This window comes from Bacillus sp. LBG-1-113 (genome assembly GCF_020708615.1).
GTDB classification, from domain to species: domain Bacteria; phylum Bacillota; class Bacilli; order Bacillales; family Bacillaceae; genus Bacillus; species Bacillus mojavensis.
This window is the reverse complement of the sequence record NZ_JAJFDG010000002.1, coordinates 643,976-668,816: the sequence shown is the minus strand read 5'-3', so window position 1 is coordinate 668,816 and position 24,841 is coordinate 643,976. Positions and strand designations below refer to the sequence as shown.

The 24,841-nt window shown below is 43.6% G+C and carries 22 protein-coding genes, 1 riboswitch and 1 other annotated feature; all 22 genes read right to left on the bottom strand.

All coding sequences use genetic code 11. The features are described 5' to 3' along the window. Positions 1-146: 146 nt before the first annotated feature. Positions 147-2,912 carry an isoleucine--tRNA ligase gene (ileS, locus tag LJF29_RS09610; RefSeq protein ID WP_229148163.1) on the bottom strand — a complete coding sequence of 922 codons (2,766 nt, stop codon included), beginning with the start codon at positions 2,910-2,912 and terminating at the stop codon, positions 147-149. A gap of 51 nt (positions 2,913-2,963) precedes the next feature. Beyond that, positions 2,964-3,191: a binding site (T-box leader), on the bottom strand. A gap of 62 nt (positions 3,192-3,253) precedes the next feature. Continuing rightward, positions 3,254-3,748: a septum site-determining protein DivIVA gene (divIVA, locus tag LJF29_RS09605; RefSeq protein ID WP_010334179.1), complete on the bottom strand. Its 495-nt coding sequence runs from the start codon at positions 3,746-3,748 to the stop codon at positions 3,254-3,256. Between the two features lie 94 nt (positions 3,749-3,842). Next, positions 3,843-4,616, bottom strand: coding sequence for an RNA-binding protein (locus LJF29_RS09600; protein ID WP_229148159.1), 774 nt, complete (start codon positions 4,614-4,616; stop codon positions 3,843-3,845). A 60-nt stretch (positions 4,617-4,676) separates the two neighbouring features. Beyond that, positions 4,677-4,949, bottom strand: coding sequence for a YggT family protein (locus LJF29_RS09595; protein ID WP_010334177.1), 273 nt, complete (start codon positions 4,947-4,949; stop codon positions 4,677-4,679). Positions 4,950-4,955: 6 nt separating this feature from the next. Next, a complete protein-coding gene (gene sepF, locus LJF29_RS09590; protein ID WP_024121333.1) occupies positions 4,956-5,408 on the bottom strand; it encodes a cell division protein SepF in 453 nt (150 codons plus the stop codon). Then, complete coding sequence (locus tag LJF29_RS09585; protein ID WP_229148158.1) at positions 5,405-6,097, bottom strand: YggS family pyridoxal phosphate-dependent enzyme; 693 nt, start codon at positions 6,095-6,097, stop codon at positions 5,405-5,407. Before LJF29_RS09585 ends, sepF begins: the two co-directional genes overlap by 4 nt. 6 nt (positions 6,098-6,103) lie before the next feature. Beyond that, positions 6,104-6,940, bottom strand: coding sequence for a peptidoglycan editing factor PgeF (gene pgeF / locus LJF29_RS09580; RefSeq protein WP_229148157.1), 837 nt, complete (start codon positions 6,938-6,940; stop codon positions 6,104-6,106). A 157-nt stretch (positions 6,941-7,097) separates the two neighbouring features. Further along, positions 7,098-7,343: a YlmC/YmxH family sporulation protein gene (locus LJF29_RS09575; RefSeq protein ID WP_010334173.1), complete on the bottom strand. Its 246-nt coding sequence runs from the start codon at positions 7,341-7,343 to the stop codon at positions 7,098-7,100. An 83-nt stretch (positions 7,344-7,426) separates the two neighbouring features. Next, complete coding sequence (locus LJF29_RS09570) at positions 7,427-8,707, bottom strand: acetylornithine deacetylase (RefSeq protein ID WP_229148156.1); 1,281 nt, start codon at positions 8,705-8,707, stop codon at positions 7,427-7,429. 90 nt (positions 8,708-8,797) lie between these two features. Continuing rightward, positions 8,798-8,900, bottom strand: a riboswitch (TPP riboswitch). A gap of 8 nt (positions 8,901-8,908) precedes the next feature. After that, positions 8,909-9,703: an ABC transporter ATP-binding protein gene (locus LJF29_RS09565; RefSeq protein WP_229148155.1), complete on the bottom strand. Its 795-nt coding sequence runs from the start codon at positions 9,701-9,703 to the stop codon at positions 8,909-8,911. A gap of 156 nt (positions 9,704-9,859) precedes the next feature. Further along, positions 9,860-10,642, bottom strand: coding sequence for an RNA polymerase sporulation sigma factor SigG (sigG, locus tag LJF29_RS09560; RefSeq protein ID WP_010334169.1), 783 nt, complete (start codon positions 10,640-10,642; stop codon positions 9,860-9,862). A gap of 139 nt (positions 10,643-10,781) precedes the next feature. Then, positions 10,782-11,501, bottom strand: a complete 720-nt coding sequence (sigE, locus tag LJF29_RS09555) for an RNA polymerase sporulation sigma factor SigE (protein WP_024121327.1) — start codon at positions 11,499-11,501, stop codon at positions 10,782-10,784. 62 nt (positions 11,502-11,563) lie between these two features. Beyond that, positions 11,564-12,493 (bottom strand): sigma-E processing peptidase SpoIIGA, encoded by a 930-nt coding sequence (gene spoIIGA, locus LJF29_RS09550; protein WP_168749424.1) that lies wholly within the window; start codon positions 12,491-12,493, stop codon positions 11,564-11,566. A gap of 194 nt (positions 12,494-12,687) precedes the next feature. Then, positions 12,688-16,995, bottom strand: a complete 4,308-nt coding sequence (locus LJF29_RS09545; protein WP_229148154.1) for a S8 family peptidase — start codon at positions 16,993-16,995, stop codon at positions 12,688-12,690. A 306-nt stretch (positions 16,996-17,301) separates the two neighbouring features. After that, positions 17,302-18,450 carry a cell division protein FtsZ gene (gene ftsZ / locus LJF29_RS09540; RefSeq protein ID WP_010334166.1) on the bottom strand — a complete coding sequence of 383 codons (1,149 nt, stop codon included), beginning with the start codon at positions 18,448-18,450 and terminating at the stop codon, positions 17,302-17,304. A 35-nt stretch (positions 18,451-18,485) separates the two neighbouring features. Next, positions 18,486-19,805: a cell division protein FtsA gene (gene ftsA / locus LJF29_RS09535; protein ID WP_010334165.1), complete on the bottom strand. Its 1,320-nt coding sequence runs from the start codon at positions 19,803-19,805 to the stop codon at positions 18,486-18,488. A 173-nt stretch (positions 19,806-19,978) separates the two neighbouring features. Continuing rightward, positions 19,979-20,344: a small basic family protein gene (locus LJF29_RS09530; RefSeq protein ID WP_010334164.1), complete on the bottom strand. Its 366-nt coding sequence runs from the start codon at positions 20,342-20,344 to the stop codon at positions 19,979-19,981. 17 nt (positions 20,345-20,361) lie between these two features. Continuing rightward, positions 20,362-21,069 carry a DUF881 domain-containing protein gene (locus LJF29_RS09525; protein ID WP_010334163.1) on the bottom strand — a complete coding sequence of 236 codons (708 nt, stop codon included), beginning with the start codon at positions 21,067-21,069 and terminating at the stop codon, positions 20,362-20,364. Positions 21,070-21,090: 21 nt separating this feature from the next. Continuing rightward, positions 21,091-21,786, bottom strand: coding sequence for a DUF881 domain-containing protein (locus LJF29_RS09520; protein ID WP_229148153.1), 696 nt, complete (start codon positions 21,784-21,786; stop codon positions 21,091-21,093). Continuing rightward, positions 21,783-22,574 carry a cell division protein FtsQ/DivIB gene (locus tag LJF29_RS09515; protein WP_168747744.1) on the bottom strand — a complete coding sequence of 264 codons (792 nt, stop codon included), beginning with the start codon at positions 22,572-22,574 and terminating at the stop codon, positions 21,783-21,785. Before LJF29_RS09515 ends, LJF29_RS09520 begins: the two co-directional genes overlap by 4 nt. Before the next feature lie 129 nt (positions 22,575-22,703). Beyond that, positions 22,704-23,615, bottom strand: coding sequence for a UDP-N-acetylmuramate dehydrogenase (gene murB / locus LJF29_RS09510; protein WP_168747742.1), 912 nt, complete (start codon positions 23,613-23,615; stop codon positions 22,704-22,706). Between the two features lie 31 nt (positions 23,616-23,646). After that, positions 23,647-24,738 (bottom strand): undecaprenyldiphospho-muramoylpentapeptide beta-N-acetylglucosaminyltransferase, encoded by a 1,092-nt coding sequence (gene murG, locus LJF29_RS09505; protein WP_229148152.1) that lies wholly within the window; start codon positions 24,736-24,738, stop codon positions 23,647-23,649. Between the last annotated feature and the right edge of the window lie 103 nt (positions 24,739-24,841).

The following is a 24,841-nucleotide window of genomic DNA, read 5'->3' as shown; positions in this document are numbered from 1 at the left end:
ACTTCAATCGGATAACTCACTCTTGTTCCCATACAAAAAACACCTCCAAGTCTTATTTCGGATAACAACTATCCGTTTTCAAACTTGAAGGTGTTTTTTATTTGTCTCATCTTATGGGGTCAGTCCCTGTGCGCCGGGCTCTTTCATTAATTCTGATAATACTTTTCAACAATTTCAGCGTTGCGCAGTGACAGTGTAGGATATTTCGGGTTTGCACCTACATCTTTAGAAATCACACGGGATCTCTCACACATTTCGCCTTCAGCTTTCTCGACAGCGATTTTCCCTGTCTCAAAGCTTTGCGCATCGTTTGGCGCTTCATTTTCTTCACTGATGGTTAATTCAGAAACAATAAACAGCTGAGAAAGATTTTCTTTAATAGAAGCTAATAGCTCTTTGTTCTCTTTATTCGGATACAACTTCAGGCTTGCTTCCAATGATTTACCGATGATTTTTTCATTTCGCGCTGTTTCTAACGCTTTTAGCACATCATCACGAAGAGACATAAAACGGTCAAACTTATCTTCTGTGGCTTCGCTGTTTGGAACCTCAATCGTTTCCGGCATATCTGTCAGCTGAACGCTTTGCTCGTCAACAAATGTTAAGTGAGACCACAATTCGTCAGCAGTATGAGGCAGAATCGGTGCTGTAAGCTTCACTAATGCCAGCAGCGTTTCATAGAATACAGTCTGCATGCTGCGTCTATCCGGATGATCCGCATGCTCAATGTATACAATATCCTTAGCGAAATCCAGATAGAATGAGCTTAATTCAATTGTACAGAAATTGTGGATGCTGTGATACACAACCGCAAATTCGTACTCGTCATACGCTTTTTTCACTTTATCAATCAGTTTGTTTAGCTTAATCAGCATATACTGATCGACTTCACGAAGATCTTCCACAGCCACCGCATTTGTTTTTGGATCAAAATCGAATAGGTTGCCGTGAAGGAAACGGAACGTGTTGCGGATTTTACGGTATACTTCAGCAACCTGCTTCAGAATCGCATCAGACACGCGAACATCCGCCTGGTAGTCAACAGAAGACACCCATAATCTCAAAATGTCGGCGCCAAGCTGTTTCATAACTTTTGCTGGAACCACAACGTTACCGATGGATTTACTCATTTTGCGTCCTTCTCCATCTAGTGCAAATCCATGGCTGAGCACACCTTTATATGGCGCTTTTCCTGTTACGGCTACTGCTGTTGATAGAGATGAGTTAAACCAGCCCCGGTATTGGTCAGAGCCTTCAAGGTATAAATCAGCCGGCCGAACGAGATCCTCGCGCTCTTCAAGCACCGCTTGGTGGGAAGAACCAGAATCAAACCAAACATCCATGATGTCCTGTTCTTTTGTAAATGTGCCGTTCGGGCTACCAGGATGCGTAAAGCCTTCCGGAAGAAGATCCTTCGCTTCTTTTTCAAACCAAATGTTAGAGCCATGTTTTCTAAACAATTCTGAAACGTGCTCAATCGTTTCATCTGTGATGATTGGCTCACCGTTTTCAGCATAAAATACCGGAATCGGCACACCCCATGCACGCTGTCTGGAAATACACCAGTCGCCGCGGTCGCGCACCATATTGTGCAAGCGCTGCTCGCCCCATTCAGGAACCCATTTAGTTTCTTTAATGGCATCCAGCAGGTCTGATCTGAAATCTTTAATAGACGCAAACCATTGCGCAGTTGCTCTGAAAATGGTTGGTTTCTTTGTTCTCCAGTCGTGCGGATAGGAGTGTGTAATGAATTCAAGCTTTACGAGCGCGCCCTTTTCTTCGAGCTGCTGAGTGATCGCTTTGTTTGCATCATCATAGAACATACCTTCAAAGCCAGGAGCTTCGCTTGTCATCACACCTTTTTCATCAACCGGACAAAGTACGTCTAAGCCGTATTTTTGGCCGATGATAAAGTCATCTTCCCCATGTCCCGGTGCTGTATGAACACAGCCTGTTCCGGCGTCAGTTGTCACGTGATCGCCAAGCATAACGAGTGAATCTCTGCCGTAGAGCGGATGTTCAGCGATAATATTTTCGAGATCTTTCCCTTTGATCGTTCTTGTCACTTCATACTGCTCAAAGCCGCATGCAGAAGCTACAGCTTCAACCAGTGCACTTGCTACAACAAAGCGATCATCACCGACTGCAATTACGCTGTATTCTAGATCAGGATGCACCGAAATGCCGAGGTTTGCAGGGATCGTCCAAGGCGTTGTTGTCCAAATGATGATGCGCTCACCGTTTTCAAGCACTCCTTTTCCGTCTTTCACGCCAAAAGCAACGTAAATAGATGCTGAGCGTTTGTCTTGATATTCGATTTCCGCTTCAGCTAAAGCTGACTCACTTGAAGGTGACCAGTTAACCGGTTTAAGGCCTTTATAAATGTAGCCTCGTTTTGCCATCTCACCGAAAACGCGGATTTGCTGTGCTTCATATTCCGGTTTCAGTGTCACATATGGATTTTCCCAGTCACCGCGGACTCCGAGACGCTTGAACTGCTCACGCTGACCCTCAATTTGCTTCCATGCATATTCTTCGCATAGCTTGCGGAATTCAGCTACTGACATTTCTTTGCGGTTCACTTTTTTGTTTTTTGTAAGAGCTGTTTCAATCGGCAATCCATGTGTATCCCAGCCCGGTACATATGGTGCGTTGTACCCGCTCATTGATTTGTAGCGGACGATGAAGTCCTTTAAAATTTTGTTAAGCGCGTGGCCCATGTGGATATCGCCGTTTGCGTACGGAGGTCCGTCATGTAAAACAAATTTCGGGCGGTCCTTCGTCCGTTCCTGTACTAGACTGTAGATATCCTGCTCCTCCCATTTCTTTTGCATGTCAGGCTCACGGTTTGGCAAATTGCCTCGCATCGGAAAATCTGTTTTCGGCATTAAGAGCGTGTCTTTGTAATCCATTTTCATTCCTCCACCAATTTTTTCAGAAAATAAAAAAAGCCCTCTCATCCCATAAGGGACGAGAAAGCTTATCTCGCGGTACCACCCTTTTAGAAAAAGCCAGGCTTACGCTTTTTCCTCTCGAGCATCGTAACGTGATGAACGTCCTAACCTACTGTGAGTTCAGAAAGGAAACTTAAGGGCTGATCTACATGATTCCGGCCATCCCGGACTTTCACCATCTCCGGGTCGCTATAAAGGCATGATGGAAACATGACTGTCCCTTTCAACCGTCTTTTCATCTGAATTTATGAACGTATTATATTCGACAAGCTAAGAAAATGTCAAGGTAATCAGAGAATTTATTCCTTTTCCTCAAACACAGCGTCGACTTCATATTCGAGCAGATGATCCCAATCATCATTTTTTAGAAGATCAAGCTGCGCTTCGATCAGCATTTGGAAACGTGTTCTGAACACTTTAGACTGTTTTTTCAGTTCTTCAATTTCCATTGCGATTTTTCTTGATTTCGATAAAGACTCATTGATGATGCGGTCAGCGTTTTTCTCCGCTTCCCGAACAATCAGCTTTGCTTCCTTTTGAGAATTGCGCTTTACGTCCTCAGCTGCTTCTTGGGCAACCAGAATCGATTTATTCAGCGTTTCTTCAATGTTGGCAAAGTGCCCGATTCTTTCATCTAGCTCATTCACTTTCGCTTCAAGCTCTGTTTTTTTACGGAGAACAATTTCGTAATCTTTTCTGACTTGGCTCAGAAATTCATTTACCTCATCTTCATCATATCCGCGAAAACTTTTTGTAAACGTCTTATTGTGAATATCATTCGGCGTTAATGGCATGATGCCACCTCCATTTTTTACATTTCAGTACGGTTATCTAGTTCACATTATAAAGCAAATTCCACACAGATGGAGAAAAAAACTGAAAAACCGACTATTTTTGTCGTTCAAACGTGACTCTCCACTTGTCTTTTTTGGTTTTCCCTTCGATTTTTGTCAGACTGCAGCGGCCAAAGCCCCTGATAGAGAGCATGTCCCCTTCAGCAACCTGGTAAGAAGGATCTTCAACAACCTTCCAGTTCACTTTTACAAGACCGTTTTTCACCAGCGTTTGTGATTTCTGGCGTGATTGCCTGCTCATAGAGGCGCAGACTGCGTCAAGCCTTAAAGAAGAAACGGTGTCATCTCTTATTTCGACATCTAATGCGGGAATTTTAAGGTCTGACAAGTCAATTTTCTCAAGCTTGACCGCGGCTTTTCCGGCTTGGGTAAGCTGAGCTGCAACAAAATCGGCTGTTTCAGCTGAGACAATGATTTGCACTGCCGTCTCTGAAAACACTAAATCTCCAAACTTTTGCCGCTTCAGGCCGATTCCCATTAATGAACCAAGAAGAGACCGGTGATCGACCGTCACAAATTTTTCAGCATAGCGGACGTCAAACGCCTGAAGCTCAAAATCTGATTCTTCCGGCGTGATATACTCAGGATATAAAATAGCCCGTTTTCGCTCCGCTCTGCCATAGCCGCCGAAAAAAGCCAGTCCTACATCTGCCTGTCCCGTGACAGCAGCGAGAATGACCTGTTCCCGGGGATCTAAAAAGTCGGTCAGCTTCATCCGGTACTGCTCCTGGACAATTCTTTTCCATTCGAGCGCCTGATCGATAAAGGCACGCTCGTCTTTTCTGAAGTGCTGATAAATATCGCTCATCGTCTTTCCCTTCTATGTAAAGAGGCTTGGCAGCAGCCAAGCCCCTATCAAACTGTCACCTTAAAAGGCAATCATGCGATAAAGCCCCCACAAGCCGGTTGTCGCAAACCGCAGCACGAGAATGGCTACGATTGGTGAAATATCCAGCATTGCAATTGGGGGGATAATTTTTCTGAATGGCTCGAGATATGGTTCACAGATCGAAGCTAAAAAACGTCCGACTCCTGTTTCCCTCGTACTCGGCACCCATGACATAAAAATATATATGATCAGGGCAAATGAGTATATTGTAATTAATAAGCTTAAAACCGAAAAAACTTGATAAAGGATCATCTCGCTTTACCACCTCTGATCGTCTTCAGATATGAGCTCAGAAATTGTGCCTGATACATCTACGTTATCAGGCGTGCATAGGAAAATATCTGAACCAATTCTTTGGATATCGCCGCCAATGGCGTAAACGGTTCCGCTTAAGAAGTCAACAATCCGTTTCGCCTGGTCATGCTGTATCCGCTGAAGATTGACGACAACTGCCCGCCTGTTCTTCAGATGGTCGGCTATTTCCTGCGCCTCCGCATAAACGCGCGGCTCACTCAACACCACTTTAGAGGATTTCTGAACACTTTGCAAGCTTACCACGTTCTGTTTGGCTGCTGGTTTACCGGCATTATAAGCAGGTTTTTCTTTTTGTTCCTGTTCCTCATGAGAATCCCGCTCAGTTTCAATATATTCGTATTCGTATTCTTCTTCATCCATCGAGAAAAAGTTTTTCAGTTTATTTTTCATACTCATTGCTGTACACCCCCTGTTTCATTTCCGACTAACGATGAGCCGATTCTAATATAAGTAGCCCCTTCTTCAATCGCGATTTCAAAATCATTTGACATGCCCATCGACAGTTCTGTACATGGAGCGTTCGGCTGTTTCAGCTCTTGAACCTGATCACGAAGTTCTCTCAGCGCTCGGAAACAGCTTCTGATCTGATCTTGGTCATCAGTCAGAGGAGCCATAGTCATCAGTCCGGCCACAACGATGTGTTCAAAGCCGGAAAGCTCCTGTATGAAGGGTATCACTTCTTCTTTTTTCATGCCGTGTTTAGAGGGCTCAAGCGAGGTATTGACCTGCACAAAGCATTGGACAGCACCTTCAGCCCGTTTTTCAATTTCTTTCGCTAATGAAAGCCGGTCCAGAGAGTGAATATAGGAAACAGAATTGACGACAGCTTTTACTTTTCTTGATTGAAGGCTGCCGATAAAATGCCATTCCACATTTCCTTTTATGATTTCCTGTTTGCGAAGCAGCTCGGCGTCCCGGTTTTCTCCGAGGCACGTGATGCCCGCATCGACCGCCTCCTGTGCTCTTTCTGGCGAGACATATTTTGTGACTGCAATAACCGTAACTTCATCGGAGCTGCGGCCCGATCTGTTACATGCTTCGTTTATTCGTTCGTTTATATGTCGTAAATGATCAACAACACGCAAGATCTTTTATGCCTCCTTCATTCCGATAAAGGACATCATCCGTCCTGTATTCCCCTGATCGCGCCGGTGGGAAAAGAAAAGTGACGGCTCACTTTCCGTACATAAACCGCTGACAGAAATCTGCTCATTTGCCAAACCGCTGTCGATCAGTATGAGTCGATTCAGCTCTTTCAGATCAAGCTGATACTGCCCCTGCCCCGTCTGATTTACGGCACGCTCTGCTGAAAACGGCAATGCGCGGACAGCATTCATCACACGATCATCCACGGTATAGCACGCACCGCAGATAGACGGTCCGACAACAGCGTATATATCAGAAAGCTTCGAGCCCTCCTGTTCGGTCCATTGTTTCACCATTTCTCTGCCAATCTGTTTGACCGTGCCTTTCCATCCGGCATGAGCGACCCCGACAAGCGATTTCACCGGATCGAAAAAGAAAAGAGGCACACAATCAGCAAAGCATAATGCCAGGAATACATTTTTATCATTTGTATAGAGCCCGTCTGTTGCTTTAAAAGCTGATTGATACTCACGGGCGCCTTTGCCCCTGTCCCTCTGCGTCACTTTTTGGACGCGATTGTCGTGTGTCTGGTCAGCAAATACCCAAGACTGCAAATCAATATTAAACATATCGGCTATATATTCACGATTTTTAACCACATCTGCATCTTTGTCATGAACGTGCAATCCTGTATTTAACGACTCAAAAGGTTTTTGACTGACACCGCCGTTTTTCGTAGTAAATCCGGCAATGATTTCTGCATGATTTTGATTCGTTTGTTTCCAGTCTTGTATCATGAGTGTCGAGGGGGTGGTGAGACTGAATGGGTGATATGTATTCATGATGATCCAACCTTTCGACAAACATTTATAAGGCGTAATTTCCCACTTATTTTACCACATCTTTCTGCATTCGTTTAGCGCCGATTTGCATATTTCATAAATGAAATGTGCCGGAAGAGTTCAGACTTCCGGCATTTGACAATCAGCGGCAAAAAAGCTAAGCATGGGATTCACTTAATCGGACTAAAATGACATCTTCACCGATTTTAACTATATTTCGCCAAGGAATGACCATTTCCTCTTCCTTTCCAAAAAAACCGAGAACTTTTCCATTTCCCCCTAGAATAATCGCCTGAATTTTTCCTGTAGTGACATTGATATCAATATCGCCGATGCTCCCCAATTTTTTTCCGTTAGAAACATTGACGACATCTTTCACCTGAAATTCTGAAATGCTGATCATTCCCATCACGTCCTTTTTCGGTCCTTTTTTCTAGTATATGAACGGGCGGGCTGAACCTTGTCAGCAAGGAGAAATTTTCATGATCATTGTTCTTTTTTACGGCTGCACCATCTAAGGATGAATGTGAGCATGATTTTCGTATAATCTACGAGCTGCTCAATCGATACCTCCTCATTAACGGAATGAGCATTATATAAATTGCCAGGTCCGTAGATCACGCTTGGGATACCGGCATTATAAAGCCATCCGCCATCGGTTACGGTCTGAGAGACGTCAACGACCGGGCGTTCCCGTTTGATTTCCTCGTGTGACGCTGTAAGGGCTAAAACGCCAGGATGAGCCGGATCAACTTCCAAGGCCGGAAAAATTTCTCCTCTATCCTCAATCATTGAAGAGCCTCCCCATTTAAAGACAGGACGGTTTTCCCTCAGCCAAATATCACTGTCACTCAGCCGGTTGATGTAATCTTCTATTTCCGCTGCCACTTGTTCATGCGTTTCATTCGGGTAAAAATGGACTGTGATCCACAGCCGGCACTCATCCGCTATAAAGGCCGCATGTCTGCCTCCTTCTATAACAGCGGGATTAATTGTGTTTGTACCGGGTGCAAAGCCGGGATAACGTTTCATAATGGCCCAATGGCGCTCAAGCTCACCGAGTCCAGAAATGATTTTTGCCATTTTTTCGATCGCGCTCGCCCCGAATGTTCCTCCGCCAGCGTGGATCATATTCCGTCTTGTTCCATCGTGAAACGTTTGACTGCTTTTGATTTCGATCCAGCCTGTAATCACTCCGCCTTGACCTTGAATATGCATATCGCTCGTATCCGCCACAACTGCAAAGTCTGCGTGATAGCCCTTTTTGCAGCATTCAAGCGTACCGGCCTCTCCGACCTCCTCCCCGATGACCGATTGCAGAATCAAATCGCCCGAGAGCTCAATGCCTGCTTCACGAATCAGCTTTACAGCAAAAAGCACACAGGCCATTCCGCCTTTCATATCTGAGGCGCCCCGGCCGATTAAGAAACCGTTTTTCTCAATAGGACAAAACGGGTCATGCACCCATTCCTCGTCCTCTCTTACCTCTGCCACATCGACATGCCCATTGATGATTAAACTTTGATAGGCTGCTGAATTTGTTCCCTTTAAAACACCCACAACATTGGGATCTCCAGGATAAACGTCCCATTTGTCGATGGAAAATCCCCGTTCACGCAAAAACTGCGCAATCCATGTTTGGATGCTGTCTGTATTTCTCGCAGGCGGCGCCGGTGTTTTAAAAGAAATCAGCGTTTTCGCAAGCCCAATGAGCTCGTCCTTTTGTTCTTCCGCTTTTTTTAGTAAAGATTCTACTTGATCAATCATGTTATCCGCTCCTATTTTTAATAGAAAAAAGCCGTTTCATATTCATGAAACGGCTTAATAAAGAAAGCAGAGTGCAAGCTGCTGCATTCTCCGCTTTTTTCACCGCTTCCCTCCGCTGGTATGATCCAGATCAGGTCAATAAGGGTTGAGACAAGCGTCTCTCTCAGCTTCTAAAGCACCCCTAGGATGAATCGTATGTCGTTATGCATTTGTTACCGTCTCAGCTCTTGTTAAAAACGGACGATCCTGATTCCATAATACACGGATCGGCGTATCAAAAAAAGAAGAAAGTAATTCGTCTGTCAGCATGTCTTTCATTTGTCCTGATCTAAAGACTTCTCCCTTTTTTAACAAGAGGGCTTTATCAAAAATCGGCAAAATTTCTTCCGCATGATGCGTAACATAAAGAATAGACGGCGCATTTTCCCTGCTTGCAATATGCGTAATCGTATCTAACAGTTTTTCCCGGGCAATAAAATCAAGTCCTGTAACTGGTTCATCCAGTATAAGCAGCTCCGGATCAGCCATTAACGCTCTTGCGATTAAAGCTCTTTGTTTCTCTCCTTGAGAAAGAGTTTCATAGCGGCGGTCAGCATAATCGATGGCTCCTAAGTCCTCGAGCAGGGCAATCGCTTTTTCTCTGATATCCGCACTTGGAGTTTCATACAAGCCAATCGAAGCATATGCCCCGCTCAGAGCAATTTCAAAAGCTGAATCTGCCGGATACAATTTTTGCTGAAGACCCGCTGAGACAAGGCCGATTTTTCGTCTGAGTTTATCTCCCAGCTCCGTTTTTCCGAATACATGACCAAGCACCTGCATCTCGCCTGTTGTCGGAAAATAGTAAGAGCATAGCATATTTAACAGCGCAGTCTTCCCTGCTCCATTTAATCCGTAAAGCACCCAGTTCTCCTTTTCTTCTACTTTCCAATGAATATCCTTTAGTATCCATTTTCCATTCCGTTTTAGTGAGACATTGTCAAGCTGCAAAATCATTGTGGTCCTCCTCTTTCCAAACCGAATAATTGTTTTAATTTTCACAAAACTGTGTACGGACTAGGATACCTTACTTTTTCGAAAACGTAAACCGCCCGCTTCTAAATAGAAAAGCCTTTAAAACAATTTCTGTTTTAAAGGCTTTCCGCGTCCATGCTATTGATGAATATTCTTATTCATTTGTTTGATTGCTGCCTTTTCCAGTCTGGACACCTGTGCCTGGGAAATCCCGATTTCTTCGGCTACTTCCATTTGCGTTTTTCCTTGGAAGAACCGTTTTCTTAAAATCATTTTTTCCCTCTCGTTCAGCCTTCTCATGCCCTCTTTCAAAGCCAGCTCTTCAATCCATTGTGTATCTTTGTTGCGTTCATCACTGATTTGATCCATGACATAAATCGGATCTCCGCCGTCATTGTAGATCGGTTCAAAAAGAGATACCGGATCTTGAATGGCGTCGAGTGCAAACACGATTTCTTCGTGCGGTACTTCAAGAACTTTGGCGATATCCTCTGCCGTCGGCTCCTTGCTTGTCTCACTGATTAACCGTTCTCTTACCTGGAGTGCCTTATATGCGATATCCCTGAGTGATCTCGAGACACGTATCGGGTTATTATCGCGCAAATACCTGCGGATCTCTCCGATAATCATAGGTACAGCGTATGTTGAAAACTTAACATTGTGGCTTAGATCAAAATTATCAATGGATTTCATTAGTCCGATGCAGCCGACTTGAAATAAGTCATCAACATACTCCCCTCTGTTATTAAATCTTTGAATGACACTTAAGACAAGACGCAAGTTCCCGTTTACAAGCTTTTCTCTGGCTGAATCATCACCTTCGTCCTGCAATTGCCTAAACAGCTTTCTCATCTCTTCATTCTTGAGTACGGGTAATTTGGACGTATCCACCCCGCAGATTTCGACTTTATTTCTCGACACTTTTTTCCCTCCCTACAGGAGCTGCTGTACAACGTTAAGTATCTCCTCGGGTGGGAAAAATATGCACTGTACTCAGACCGAAAAATAGTCATAATTGGGAAATCCTTGTAGAATCAAGGGATTAACCCGCAAAAATTTTTTACACCATTTTGTTGAATTCTTTTCGCAATCTTTTAATGATTCGTTTTTCCAGACGGGAAATATAGGATTGAGAAATCCCCATCATATCCGCAACATCCTTTTGGGTTTTTTCCTCTTCGCCGACAAGCCCGAAACGAAGTTCCATGATTTGTTTCTCCCTCTCATTTAACTGTTCAAGCGCTTTTTTTAGAAGCTTTTTATCCACGTTTGCTTCAATGTCCTTTGTGATGATATCATCATCCGTGCCCAGCACATCAGAAAGCAGAAGCTCATTGCCGTCCCAATCAATATTAAGCGGTTCATCGAAAGATACTTCTGAACGGATTTTGTTGTTTCTCCTTAAATACATCAGGATTTCATTCTCGATACAGCGAGAGGCATATGTAGCCAGCTTGATTTTCTTTTCCGGATTGAAGGTATTCACAGCCTTGATTAATCCAATGGTGCCGATGCTGATTAAATCTTCAATATTAATTCCCGTGTTTTCAAATTTCCGGGCGATATAGACGACCAGCCGCAGGTTGCGTTCGATCAAAATAGCGCGGGCCGCCTGGTCACCGCTTGGGAGCTTCATTAACAGAACCTGCTCCTCGTCTTTTGATAATGGCGGCGGCAAAGCTTCACTTCCGCCTATGTAATACACTTCATCGCTTTTCAAGCCCAGTTTCATCAGCAGCTTATACCAGAGGTGCGTCAACCGCAATTTAAGTTTTTTCATCTTCCTCTCCCTTCTAAATGTCACGTCTTATGAGTATGATAAATAACGGACATTTGCGAACATTAGGACACGTGTTTAATGGCTTTTCCTGACAGCATTTTCGGATGAATAATCGCGTCAAAATCTCCATCTGCCGACAGCTTTGACGTACTGATGCCAATTAAGCATTTATCCGCGGAAATCATTTCATCTTTTGTCATAATCGTTACATGATCCGGTTTGATACATAATAAGAATTGATGCTGCTGGCCTACTCCCCGGTATGGGATCAGCCTCATTTTATCTAAAAAACGAAACGAATCATCAAGCTGTTCAATCGCTTCCATCGGGTCTGCATTTCGAATAATCATCGTATCAGCCTCTCCGAAAATCGGTTCAAGCTTATCAATGTGAATTATCATGACCGGCGTTTTTGTGAGCGGGTCGTACAGCTGGTTGCCTGAATCCACCAGGCCTCTTGCGTGCAGTGTTTGGCCGCCCAGGTCCGCCTGTACCCTGACTCGTTCCTCATATTGAATGTTTTTTGTTTCAATATCTTCGATTCTTCTCTTGGAAAAAAACCATAACGCGGGAAAGCCAGCCACGATAAACATCCAGCTGATCGGGTCCCCAAATCCGGTTTGATTGGTGATCATGACACCGTTACTGACAATAGAGTTTGACTGCAGCAATGAGTGTGCTCCGATTATTCCTCCTCCCATTAGAAAAGTAGCAAAATAAAAGGAAAACAAATTTTGAAAGAAATAACGAAACCTCTTAAAACCGAATGTTACGAGTACAATGACAACCGAAAAAGCGAGCTTTCCGGCCGGGTTCTCAACGATCGGCGAGAAAGGAGTAAACATCAAAAGGACAATACTTGAACCGATAAACGCGCCGCCTATCAATCTTCTTTTTTTCACATGGCGTTTTAAAATAAATGCCGTCAGTAAAAGCAACAGTGCGTCAAAACAAAAGTTTAACAGCCAAATGACATCTAAATAGATTTTCACACCTGACCCCTTTCTTTCTTGCATCACGCTGTTCCCCTTCTTGTTTCATAAGTATAAAGCAAGCTCTGTGGGAAAGTCTGTCAATTAATGTTGAGAGGCCCATACAATTTTTCAGGGATAACTGCTTAATTTGTCGAGGGAATGAATGCGAGTATATAGAAAAAAAGCTGCCAAGGGCGGCAGCTTTTTTACACTTACTTTTCAGTATTGATATATAGTTTTCCATTCGCTGTTTTTCTAGTTTCATTGCCGTAATTGTCTCGAACGATAACCTCTACTTTCGCTCCATTTGCTTTAATAGAAGATGTTGCTGTCCAATAGCCTTCATATCGTCCCGGAGATATTTCCCTTAACGGCAGCTCGGTAGCGTTTTGTACATTCGCTCTTGCATTCGTGAGCGGAAGACGAATGACAAACGTTGCATCTGCCCCTTTCGTGCTTGAAAAAGCGATTTTGACCGATTCACCGGCTTTTAAGATTTTGTCCTCACCAGGAATTAGTCCGTTAATAATTGGCTTGTCAAAATTCACATCGACGACAGCTTTTTTCGTCGTCTTGTTGCCTGCTAAGTCAGAGGCTGTCACCTTTACTTCGTTGCTTCCGTTTTCCAATAGGATACGGGCGGAGTAGGAACCGTCTGTGACTGTTGCTTTTTTGCCATTAACCTTTACTTCTTTCAAGTTGTCATCTGAAACAGTGCCTTTAACAGTCAGCGCTTCTTTATTGATTTTCTCGCCATCCTTTGGATTGTCGAGCGTCAGTTCAGGCTTGTCTTGATCAAGTGTGACCGTAACAGGACTTGAAGCATCTGTCGTTCCGGAGTCTGTTGATGCAGCCGCTGTCAGCTTGTTTTCCCCTTTGCTGAGTGAAACCCCTGCCTCGAACGTGCCATCTGAGGCAGTTTTCGTTTCTCCTGCTTCTTGATCACCATTATAAAGGGTTATAGTCGTCCCGGGAGATGCCTTTCCTTTTACAGTGACGCTCTCCTTATTGGTGTATGATTGGTCTGCAGGAGAAGTAATGTCAGGTACGGCAGCTTCATAATCGACTAATGCACGAATCATATAGTTGCCGTCTTCTTTATCCCCTTTTTGCCATGTTCCGTCAACATACTGCCAGTTGCGGTCTGAGTACTGCCCGGTTTCATCCATTGCCAAGCCTGGTGAATATGGATCAGGTTTTGACTGGATATAGACAAGATAAAAGTCTTTACCGACCATAATCCCCTTCGAGCTGAGATCTACTTTCGTCCATTCGCCATTACGAAGAGCTTCAGCTTGATATGGTCCCGCAATTTTTTTGCCGGGTGCTCCATCTTTCCCTGTCGCATCGTAAACCTCGACCTTAAACTCTGTGCCGCCAGGATCAGGGAACTCCGTATCCCAGAATCTGAATAGCCCTCCTGTCAGCATGCCTTTTTCCTTGCCGTCAGCCAGTGACATTTTAACCGCCCATCCGTTTCCGGCCGCAAAATAGGAATTTGCATTCTCCGCTGTTCCGTCATCGTATCCGATCTCGCCTGGATAACCGACGAAAGGCTTTAGCACAGTTTCTTTTGTGATATCACCTTTTAATTCAACGGAAAATTCATTGCTGTAATAGCCCGGCGCAGCTACTTTAATGGTGTAAGAGCCCTCATAGGCCTCAAGTGTATATTCTCCTTTGTCGTTTGTAGTTGCCGGTTCAACCGCGGCATCCTCAATAACATAGACGGAAGCCCCTTTTACAGGCTTTCCTGTTGTTTTATTGATGACAGTGCCTTTTAATGTACCTTTTTTTAGTTCTTCTAACGTAAAATTAGCTTGGGTTGTCTGATCTGCCTGCAAAGACACTTTTTGCGTTTTCGATTGATAGCCGTAAGCTTCTGCCATAAGCGTATAGTCTCCTGCTTTATGCGTCAGCTTGTACTGTCCGGTTGATTGATCTGAATAGGTTGATTTTCCTGTTTCAATCACACTGACCTGTGCTCTTAGCGGCAATGCTTGCGGCTGTATATCAGCGCTATGTTCTGTTTTGATAGCTGTATGTGTTGAAGGCTTAGCCTTTTTTGGATTAACCGCTTTTTTCTTTTGCTTTTCTGCCGTTTTTTGTACGCCCAGCTTATTCTTTTTAGCTGTTTTTCCGGCAGATTTGTTTGAAAGCTGAACATCATCAATGTACCAGCCCTCTTTCGCAATGCTTTCATCAGACTGAAGGTTGAACATCACTCGAATGTTTTGGCCTTTGTATGCGGATAAATTAATTTCTTCGTTGATCCAGTTTGAAGTCTTTCCATTATAGACCCCAGCCTGCTCCCAATTCGTTTCGCCTTCCGGTAAAACAAAAACGTAGCCGTAATCAAAATCACTTTCCAGGTTGTGCCAGCTCTTGAATTGAAGAAACAGGTTCCCTGAATCCGGCACATCAATTGGAGGCATAGTGAGATTCATATTCGCTCCATTGGCATAATTTCCAGTCAGGTTTGTCCCATATACTTTTTCTCCTGATGCAGCTGCATCAGGTCCTGATTCCGGAACTCCCCACTCCCAGTTATTGTTTGTTCCGCTCATAAGCCAGCCGCCTGGTTCTGTTTCAAAATCCTGCTTGTATCCAGTAGTGATGCTAGGTTTTACGGTTACATCATATATGTCAGACTCAACAACATGGCCGCCAAAATCCTGAATGATCCACTTATAGCTTAATGCGGTCCCCTTTATACTTGGGATTTCCGCCTGATACGTCCCCTTCAAATGATCTCCGCTGATTCGTTTCGCATTGACCTCGTTCCATTCGCCTTGATCCAGCTTATAGGCCAATTTAACGGAAGTCACACTCACATTGTCTTCAGCTGTCAAGGTAAGCGGAAGGCTGGCACCTTCATAAGCTTCATTTACTTTCTCATGCTGATAGACAGGCATCTCCTCATCTTCCCCATCGACAGAAACTTGCCCTTCTGCTTTTCCTAAACCGTCTGTAACGGCTGATACAGCGTCAAAAGCATTAACCAAACCATGACCGTATCCGTTATTCGGAGAGTCAGGGAATGTAGAGTCCGTTAATGGCTCAGCCGTGCTTGTCAATATATCCTCCATCTCATCGACAGAAAGTGAGGCGTCTGCCTGCTTCAACAACGCGGCAACAGCAGAAACATGCGGTCCTGCCATCGAAGTGCCATCCCATCCGTCTTCATATGTCTGGCCAGGAACTGAAGACCGGATGTTTACGCCTGGAGCAGAAATTTCCGGCTTTGTTTCATCGTATGGCGACGGTCCCTGGAGTGAAAAATCGCCAAGCTTTTTGTTAATATCAGTCGCTCCGGTCGCAAATGCTTCCGGATAATTGGCAGGATTAGCGATAGAACCAGGTCCTCCCGGGTTAAAGAGATCAGCATTTCCCGCAGAGAATTCCGGGAAAATGTCGGCCGCCCGCCAGGCATTGACCATATCCCTGTACCATTCATCAAGGCCGGAGCCCCCGCCCCAAGAATTATTGACGACATCCGGAGCCATTTCCGGGTGAGGGTTCCCCTCTGCGTCCTTTGGAGCTAAAATCCATTCACCGGCCTCCAAAATGTCAGCGTCTGTCCCGCCATCTTCTGAAAACGCCTTAACGGCAATCCATTTTGCGCCAGGTGCGACACCAATTTGATTCGTGCCATCAGGCTCAGAACCAACCATTGTACCTGTTACGTGAGTGCCATGAGCAAGATCATCATAAGGACTTGACTCGCCCGCTACAGCATCAAACCAGTTCATGTTATTATCAGGCTCATTCGGGCTTTCCGGATTAAACCCGCGATATTTTTCTTTTAATGCAGGGTGTTCCCATTCAACCCCTGTATCAATTGAGGCGACAACCGTACCCGTTCCGTCATATCCAAGCTCCCAAGCCTTCGGTGCATCTATTTGGTTTATATTCCATTCTACGCCGTCAGTCGCTTTTATCGCTTTTTGCGCTTTTTTCATATTGAATGGGGAGGCGGATGACTTAAAAAGCTGCCGTTTTTCATTTGGAAGCACCTTTTCTACTTCAGGAAACTGGGCCACTTTCTCCATGACCTCTTTTGAAGCATGTACTGCAATTCCATTTACCACATAATAGGAATGAATATCATCGGCATTCCCTTTATTTTTCTGGCTGTTTAAATATTTCAAGACGTCCTTCTGAGCTTCATCAGCTGTCACTTTTAACGAAGACACAACGGCGGAACGCTTTTGATATTCCGTTTTAGCAGCGGTCAGCTTTTTAGATTTCGCTCTTTTGACAGCTGATTTTGCCGCTTTTTGAGTGTCAGCTTGATCTTTAAATTTGATCAGAAAGGTAGTTTTTTCTTCTTTTTTAAAGCTTTTCTTTAATGAGCTGGATATCTTATTTTGAATCGTCTCTGAAGATTGAAGCTCCTGTTTTACAGAAGAAGCGGCTCCTTTGCTGCTTGCCACGGCTGCACCCGGAAACAGCAGTGAACTGACGACAACTGTACTCAAAACAGAACTGATCAGTCTGTTTTTCGTCTTTTTCCTCATTTTTTATCCCCCTTTTTAAACCACTTTGTAAAAAAATGTCGTCCCTCCTTTAAAGTTCAATTTGTTTGTCAAAACTTCGCTGTATGTTAACTGTAGACAATCTCAATTACAGATATTGTCGTTTCCTGTCATTTCTTTTCCATATAAATGAAAATGATTAGATGGTCATGAAATATCGGTAGGTATAATAGGTTGATTTGTTGATCTGTGTAGGAAGACATAGTTCAAAAGGCATGATAGATGGATGGAAATGATTGAGGGAAAAATAAAAAAAGGACAAAATCGAAAACGATTTTGTCCTTTCAATTAGCCGCGTTTATTGCGGTTTCTTAAAAATGTCGGGATATCAAGCGTATCGTCAGCCGGCTGTGAGGTTTGGCGGCTGACTGTGTTTTGATGCTGCGGTTCCTCTCGTTTCGGCTCACGTTTTGGAACACTCTGATTATGTGATTTGATATTCTGGTTTAATGATGGACGCTGGGGTTTCGTAACATCTTTCTCCTGTTCGATAAAACCAGTGGCAATCACAGTAACCACAATCTCGTCTTTAAGATTTTCGTTAATAACAGAACCGAAAATCATGTTTACATCCTGGTCAGATGCAGAAGCGACAATATCTGCTGCTTCCTGAACTTCATATAGGCTCAGATTTGTTCCGCCAGTAATGTTCATTAAGACGCCTTGCGCACCGTCAATTGCTGCTTCAAGAAGCGGACTGGAAATGGCTTTTTTCGCAGCTTCTGCAGCACGGTTTTCTCCAGTCGCAATACCAATACCCATCAAAGCAGATCCTTTGTTTGACATGATCGTTTTCACATCAGCAAAGTCTAAGTTAATGAGACCAGGAGTAGCGATCAGGTCAGAAATACCTTGAACCCCTTGACGGAGTACGTTATCAGCTTCACGGAATGCTTCAAGCATCGGCGTGTTTTTATCAACAATTTCCAAAATACGGTCGTTCGGAATCACAATCAGTGTGTCCACCGCTTCTTTCATTGCAGAAATTCCGCCCGCCGCCTGCAGCTGTCTCTTACGGCCTTCGAACGTAAACGGTCTTGTAACGACTCCGACTGTTAATGCTCCTAAATCTTTTGCGATTTGCGCAATAACCGGTGCGGCACCTGTTCCTGTTCCGCCTCCCATACCAGCTGTTACGAATACCATGTCAGCGCCTTTTAGCGCTTCTTCAATCTGCTCCTTGCTTTCCTCTGCGGCTTTTTTTCCGACTTCCGGATTCGCACCTGCTCCCAATCCTCTAGTCAGCTTTGCGCCGATTTGCATTTTCACTTCCGCTTTTGACAGGTTAAGAGCTTGAGCGTCCGTATTTACCGCGATGTACTCTACTCCTTGCACTTCATTCTCAATCATTCGGTTGACCGCGTTGTTACCGCCGCCTCCTACTCCGATTACTTTAATTGATGCTAAGCCGTCTATGTTTGTTTCGAACTCCAACATGCTAAATCCTCCTAATCTGCCGAATGACTATCTATCTATTCCCAAAACATGCTTAATAGTTTTTTCATTTTGCTCTGTTTGTTATGTTCGGCTTGTGTTTTTTGTTTTCCTTTTGGCCGTTGCTGCATCTCATTTTGGTGATGATGCTCTTCTTCCTCTGCTGATGAGACTGCAATTTCCTGTATCGCTTCTTCAGGCATCTTGAAGCCAATTTTTCTGCCTTGAATTCTAGCATTCCGGCAGGCGAATTGAATCATGCCAACTCCCGTCATATACTGAGGATCTCTTACACCGATATAATTCGGGCTCGCCACTCTGACATTGTTTTGCAGCACATCCTGCGCCAGTGACATGACACCAGGCATCGCTGCTTGTCCCCCTGTCAGCACGAAGCCTCCCGGCAGATCGCTAATTCCCATATTGCGAAGTTCTTCTGAAGCAATCTCAAGGATTTCTTCGACTCTTGCTTCAATGATATTCGCTGCTTCCTGCTGTGTAAATGTTTGTTTTTGATTGGTGCCTATAACGGTTACCTCAAATACTTCATCTTCTGAAGCCTCGTTATAGTAGGCATGTCCAAATTGTTTTTTCACACGTTCCGCTTCTTCTGTGGACGTTCTCAATCCGATGGAGATATCTTTGGTGATATTTTCGCCTCCGAGAGGAATGACACGGGTAGAAGTCAGGTGCCCGTTCTGGAATACGGCAATGGTGGTTGACCCTCCGCCTATATCAATGAGAGCCACACCGAGATTTTTCTCATCCTTTGACAAAGCAGCAGAACCGGCTGCCAGCGGCTGTAGACAAATATCAGTTATTTCAACACCGGCTCTTTCAACGCAGCGAAGCAAGTTATGTAATATTGTTTTTGAACCGGTGATCAGTGTGCCCTCTACTTCTAAACGCACACCAAGCATTTTTTTCGGGTCGGTAATTTCATCTCTTCCATCAACGATAAATTGTTTAGGAATGACGTCGACTATCAGCTGTTCATGCGGTATTGAAACAACCTGGGCCGCTTCCATGACGCGGCGGACATCTTCTACTTGAATTTCTTTATTTTCACTAGAAACTGCTACAACACCGTTTGTATCTTGAATATTGATATAATTTCCATTAACGCCGACAATAGCTTTTCTAAGCGGAAAACCTACCATTCTTTCAGCTTGGTCAAACGCTTTTCTTATAGAATGAACGGTCTCATCTATATCAACGATTGAGCCTTTTTTCAACCCTTCAGACGGTACATTTCCCACACCGATAATATTAAGGGAATCATCTGTCATTTCTCCGACGATCACTTTTGTATTGGACGTACCGATGTCAAGACTGACGTAAAGTTCATTGTTGTTCATTCTATGGCACCTCCTCACATTTCGATCATTTCTATTCTATTATTTGCGGAACAACAATACAATGAATGTGGCTTTACAAGTGTGTAACAAAAAATAACAACGGAATATTCTTATGTGCTTTTCACATTTTATGTTTATTGAAAATATTCGTTATATCCTATGTATATCCTCTTTTATATCACATTTTTTTTATTTTTTTTAGAAAGAGTCCACTTTGTTAGTAGATTTCTTCTTATAACGGCTATATTCTGAAATAATCTGACTCCAAATGCGAATATACCTGCTAAATACAAGTCTACACCAAGATGAACTCCCAGAAAAGCTAAACTTATTGCCAATATAATATTAAAAAAGAAACCGGAAACAAATACCATTTCATCATATGTACCTTGTAAATGCGCCCTGATTCCGCCGATTAGAGTATCAAGTGCAGCAAGCACAGCAAGTGATAAATAATTTGAGTATTCACTCGGTATTGTTAAGTTTGTCATCAGTCCGATCGTTATTCCGAGCACGAGTCCAAGCACGGGCAGCCACATGACAATTCTCCTCCCTTTTAGTCTTTAAGCGGTTTTAGCTGTTGTACGTCCACTGCTCTGTCATAAGCTTTTAATGTGAGGCTGCTGTCAGATTTACCTGCTTTTAACGCTACATTTTCAGAAGCAAAGATATCCTCTAGATCGGACCCCTTTACCCTGCTGTACAGCTTGTCCGGATCTTCAGCAAGCACTTTTACTGTTAAAGGATAATCATCTAGGCTGTATCCGTCTATTTTTGTTGTGCCGTTTATGTCCCGTATCACTGAAGAATTCACAACTCTTCGCTCATTTATTGAGATATGCTCAGCACCATAAGAGTTGAGTTCATTAATCAGCTTCTTTAGTAAATCCGGCGGTGGATTTTTGATCGCCTCTCCAGTTACGCTTTCAGAAAAAAGCGGAGAAAGGGTGATGACAATTCCGCTACCTGTAATATCGGTCATGCCGGCTGTTTTTTTTAAGGTTTGTAATGTATTATTGAGCGCTGTTTCTTTTGTCAATTCTTTGTTTTGCGTATAGGTATTCAGCAATTTATCATACTTATTAATTTCAGCCAGCAGCTCTTCCTGCTTCTTCTGCTCTGATGTAAGCTCTTCTCTAATATCCCACATATCTCTTGTATCTCGGACTTGGGGATGCTTTAAAGAATTAAATTGAACAGATATCATAAGGCCGAATATGACCATAAGCACGCTGATGCTAATGAAGGAACGCTTTATTTTCAATCACTTCACCCGCTTTTCCAGTCATTCCTTCGTTTTCAGAATGGGCTCCATTTGTACATTTTTCTTTTTTTCTGCGGTAACAGAAATATGATCCATAGAAAGCTGATCGATCAGGCCTCCTGCTATATTTAACGAAGGAAGCAGAACATCGGGATCTCCAATGGCAGAAACGACAAATGGGGCGGGATGCTGCACCCCGTCAACCGTTACGACCGGCCCGTTGCACTTGACGTAGGAATTATGGGTCAGCCGCTGGCCGTTGATGGAGACGGCTGCCGCACCAGATATATACAGTTCATTTATGACTTGAAAGAGATGGCTTTCGTGAACGATGTAGCTATTCACGTTCTCTCCTTCCGGTATGTAAGAAGCATCTTCCAAAGTCACTTGAACGCCCTCTCCTTGTACACCGACTTCCCCAATATACATTCTGTACTTTTCTACATCTTCCAGAACGTTATAGTATTCTGTTTTTTCGTTTTTCAGCTTATTTTCAGTCTGACGGACTTTGTTCTGCTTTTGATACAGTTCTTTTTCAAGGTCCTTGTTTTCTTTCTCTTGCTTCAGCAGTTCATCCCGCAGGGCATATTCTTTTTTCCAATCTTCCGTCTCTGTCATGCTTTTGTGGTTTTCTCTTGTCGTCTGAAAGGAAAAAGAAATTAAAAAACCTGCGATTAGCATAATCAAAGAAAGAAGGACGGCTGATTTGCCCCTCAATTTTCATCTTCCTTTTTGGCAGACGAATCGCTTTTTCCAAACTCTTCAAAATAGGTAGCAACTTCTAAATGAATAATCCCTTTTTTACTGCCGTTGAGCTGTGAGATAATAGAAGGATACGTTTTCATTCGGTCTGCAAAGGTTTTGATGGAAGCAGTAACGACATACCCGTCGTTCATATATAATTTAATACGGTTTTGATCCATTTTGACAGGAGTATAATACACTTCTGAAATCGACTGTTTTAAAGAATTTGACAAAGCATCGAGCTGCTTGGCCATTTGAACACGTTTTTTAGCGTCTGTCCAATTCACCAAAATGGGTCCCGCATCATCCGGCGTTACTTCGTTTGGCAAAACTGAACCGTTTTCAAGGATTTCGTAATACACATTGTCTTTTTCTAAATAGGCAATCGCTTTATATTCTTCGATCGCAATGTTAATTTTATTAGGAAGGGATTTGCTGATTTCTGCTTTTTTCACTAATTTATTTTCCTGAATCTTTTTTGCTGTTTTTTTCTTATCCAGACTCCAAAATTCAGTATCTCCGCTTTTGATATCGGAAAGATCAATTATCTCCTTTTTGGAAACATTCTCATTACCGGTAACAGAGATTGATGAAATTTTACTAATCGGTGTCTGCAAATACACGATGATCAGCACCATCATAAAAAAGAGCATAATAAATGAAATAAGCCTGCGGTTTGCCTTCTGTTTTCTCTGCTCTTTAATTTTAGGGATCCGCTCTTCAATATTTACGATTTTTTCTCGGTCATGACCCGGATTCATTGCCTGTTCACCTCATTCAACTGAAACAGCCTTAAAAGTCTGCCTATTCCAAAACAAACGGCATACTATGATGCCGTTTGTCGTTTGCTTACAGTATATCATATGAACAGCTTCAGTTCAGAACTTGAATCAGCGATTTTCACCGATGATTTCAACCTCTGTGTGCATATCAATCTCGTATTTTTCACGGATTGTCTTTTTCACATGATCAATGAGATCAAGCACATCTTTTGCGGATGCTCCGCCCGCATTGACGATGAAGTTTCCGTGCATCTCCGATATCTTTGCACCGCCGATTTGATATCCTTTTAAGCCCGCTTTTTCCACTAGATTGCCGGCATGGTTCGGAAGCGGGTTTCTGAATATACTTCCTGCACAAGGGCTTGAATACGGCTGAGTATTCTTTCTGTAGTCTTTATTGCTTTGCATTTGCTGAACGATTGATTCTTTATCCTTCTGTTCAAGCTGGAGAACGGCTTCAAGACAAACACCAGGGCGTTTCTTTTGCAATACGGACGTTCTGTAGGTGAATTCCATCTCCTCATTTGTCAGCCACTCGATTGTGCCGTCTTCAAATAAAATATGCGCTTTGACAAGGATCTTACTCATATCAGACCCGTGAGCGCCTGCATTCATATAGACAGCCCCTCCGACGGATCCCGGAATTCCGGCAGCAAATTCTAATCCCGACAAGCCTTTTTTGCTCATCGATGTAGCAAGACGCACAACTGAATAACCGCCACCGACAGTGACTTGTTCCCCGTCAAGCTCCAGGTGGTCAAGACCCGCGCCCAGCTTGATCACCACACCTCTGATCCCTTCATCTAATACAAGAAGGTTTGATCCGCGGCCAATGACTGTCCACTTTACTTCATATTTTTTAACAACATCCATGATGTCCTTGACTGCATCTACACTGCTTGGAATGACCAATACATCCGCAGGACCGCCGATTTTCATTGTTGTATGATTTGCGAGCGGTTCATTTGCAAGCACCTTGCCGACTTCGCGTTCTTTTAATTCTTGTATCACTTTCTCCATCGTAAACCTCCGCATTCCATTTGCTTTTCTATTATTTTTTCAAATCTTCGAGTACGCTGTATAAACGGGCAGCCGCATCAGGAACACCTAGTGACTTTGTCCGTTCGCTCATACCCTTTAATGTTTGTTCATCGAGCACAATCCGGTCAAGCGCTTTAATCAGCTTTTCCCCGCTGAGTTCTGTTTCTTTCAAAACAATCGCCGCATCATGCTGACCGAGAGATCTCGCATTGACCTCCTGGTGATTCGCCGTTACGTAAGGACTTGGAATCAGGACACTTGGAATTCCGAGTGCCGTAATTTCCGCAATGGTCGTCGCACCCGCTCTTGCTACAATCACATCAATCGCCTTTAAATACTCTGGCATCTGATGAAGAAACGGTTTTGTGACCATATTGTCAGCTGCACCCTTGTTTTTCAGCTCAGTCATTACTTTCTCATAGTGAACCTCGCCCGTAATATACAGTACTTGATACGCTCTTGATTTCAGCGCTTCCTGCATATCAATGACCGCACGGTTAATTGGAGCGGCGCCTCTGCTTCCGCCGAAGATTAATACGGTTTTTTTCTCTTCAGAGAGCCCGAATTCTGCCATCGAGCGGCCCGTCTTTATTGAGACGACCTCAGAGGCTCTCGGGTTTCCCGTAAATACAACTTTCTCACTTGGAAAATGTGATTTTGCCTCCTCAAAACATATTGCTACTTTATCAACATATTTTGAAAGAAACTTATTGGTGATGCCCGGCAGGCTGTTTTGTTCATGAACGATAGTCGGAATCCCCATTTTTGCAGCCGCGTATACAACCGGCCCGCACACATAACCGCCCGTTCCAATCACGGCATCCGGCTTAAATTCCGCTAAATACGATTTGCTTTTTTTAACGCCTTTTAGAAAACGCATGACCGTTTTGACGTTTTCAAATGAAAGCTTTCTTTTAAAACCTGTAATTTCAATGGAACGAAACGGTATATTTTCCCGTTCTACAATTTTTTTCTCTAATCCGTTTTCTGTTCCGATATATAGAAATTCTACATCAGGATGGCGGCGCTGCACCTCTTTGATAAAGGCAAGTGCTGGATAGATGTGTCCCCCTGTGCCGCCTCCGCTTATTGCAATTCGCATATCTCTTCCCCCAGTCTCAGTCTCTATAACATAACGATAACCCTGTTTTTATGGACAGGGTTATCGCATCAATTGTTTCCCAGCTTCCTGTTTCATAGGATCG

Excerpts from the sequence above, each read along its gene's own strand:
- ileS (WP_229148163.1), bottom strand. The coding sequence starts at position 2,912 with ATGGATTACAAAGACACGCTCTTAATGCCGAAAACAGATTTTCCGATG.
- divIVA (WP_010334179.1), bottom strand. The coding sequence starts at position 3,748 with ATGCCATTAACGCCGAATGATATTCACAATAAGACGTTTACAAAAAGT.
- LJF29_RS09600 (WP_229148159.1), bottom strand. The coding sequence starts at position 4,616 with ATGAGCGATATTTATCAGCACTTCAGAAAAGACGAGCGTGCCTTTATC.
- LJF29_RS09595 (WP_010334177.1), bottom strand. The coding sequence starts at position 4,949 with ATGATCCTTTATCAAGTTTTTTCGGTTTTAAGCTTATTAATTACAATA.
- sepF (WP_024121333.1), bottom strand. The coding sequence starts at position 5,408 with ATGAGTATGAAAAATAAACTGAAAAACTTTTTCTCGATGGATGAAGAA.
- pgeF (WP_229148157.1), bottom strand. The coding sequence starts at position 6,940 with ATGAATACATATCACCCATTCAGTCTCACCACCCCCTCGACACTCATG.
- LJF29_RS09575 (WP_010334173.1), bottom strand. The coding sequence starts at position 7,343 with ATGATCAGCATTTCAGAATTTCAGGTGAAAGATGTCGTCAATGTTTCT.
- LJF29_RS09570 (WP_229148156.1), bottom strand. The coding sequence starts at position 8,707 with ATGATTGATCAAGTAGAATCTTTACTAAAAAAAGCGGAAGAACAAAAG.
- LJF29_RS09565 (WP_229148155.1), bottom strand. The coding sequence starts at position 9,703 with ATGATTTTGCAGCTTGACAATGTCTCACTAAAACGGAATGGAAAATGG.
- sigE (WP_024121327.1), bottom strand. The coding sequence starts at position 11,501 with ATGAAAAAACTTAAATTGCGGTTGACGCACCTCTGGTATAAGCTGCTG.
- LJF29_RS09545 (WP_229148154.1), bottom strand. The coding sequence starts at position 16,995 with ATGAGGAAAAAGACGAAAAACAGACTGATCAGTTCTGTTTTGAGTACA.
- ftsZ (WP_010334166.1), bottom strand. The coding sequence starts at position 18,450 with ATGTTGGAGTTCGAAACAAACATAGACGGCTTAGCATCAATTAAAGTA.
- ftsA (WP_010334165.1), bottom strand. The coding sequence starts at position 19,805 with ATGAACAACAATGAACTTTACGTCAGTCTTGACATCGGTACGTCCAAT.
- LJF29_RS09530 (WP_010334164.1), bottom strand. The coding sequence starts at position 20,344 with ATGTGGCTGCCCGTGCTTGGACTCGTGCTCGGAATAACGATCGGACTG.
- LJF29_RS09515 (WP_168747744.1), bottom strand. The coding sequence starts at position 22,574 with ATGAATCCGGGTCATGACCGAGAAAAAATCGTAAATATTGAAGAGCGG.
- murB (WP_168747742.1), bottom strand. The coding sequence starts at position 23,615 with ATGGAGAAAGTGATACAAGAATTAAAAGAACGCGAAGTCGGCAAGGTG.
- murG (WP_229148152.1), bottom strand. The coding sequence starts at position 24,738 with ATGCGAATTGCAATAAGCGGAGGCGGCACAGGGGGACACATCTATCCA.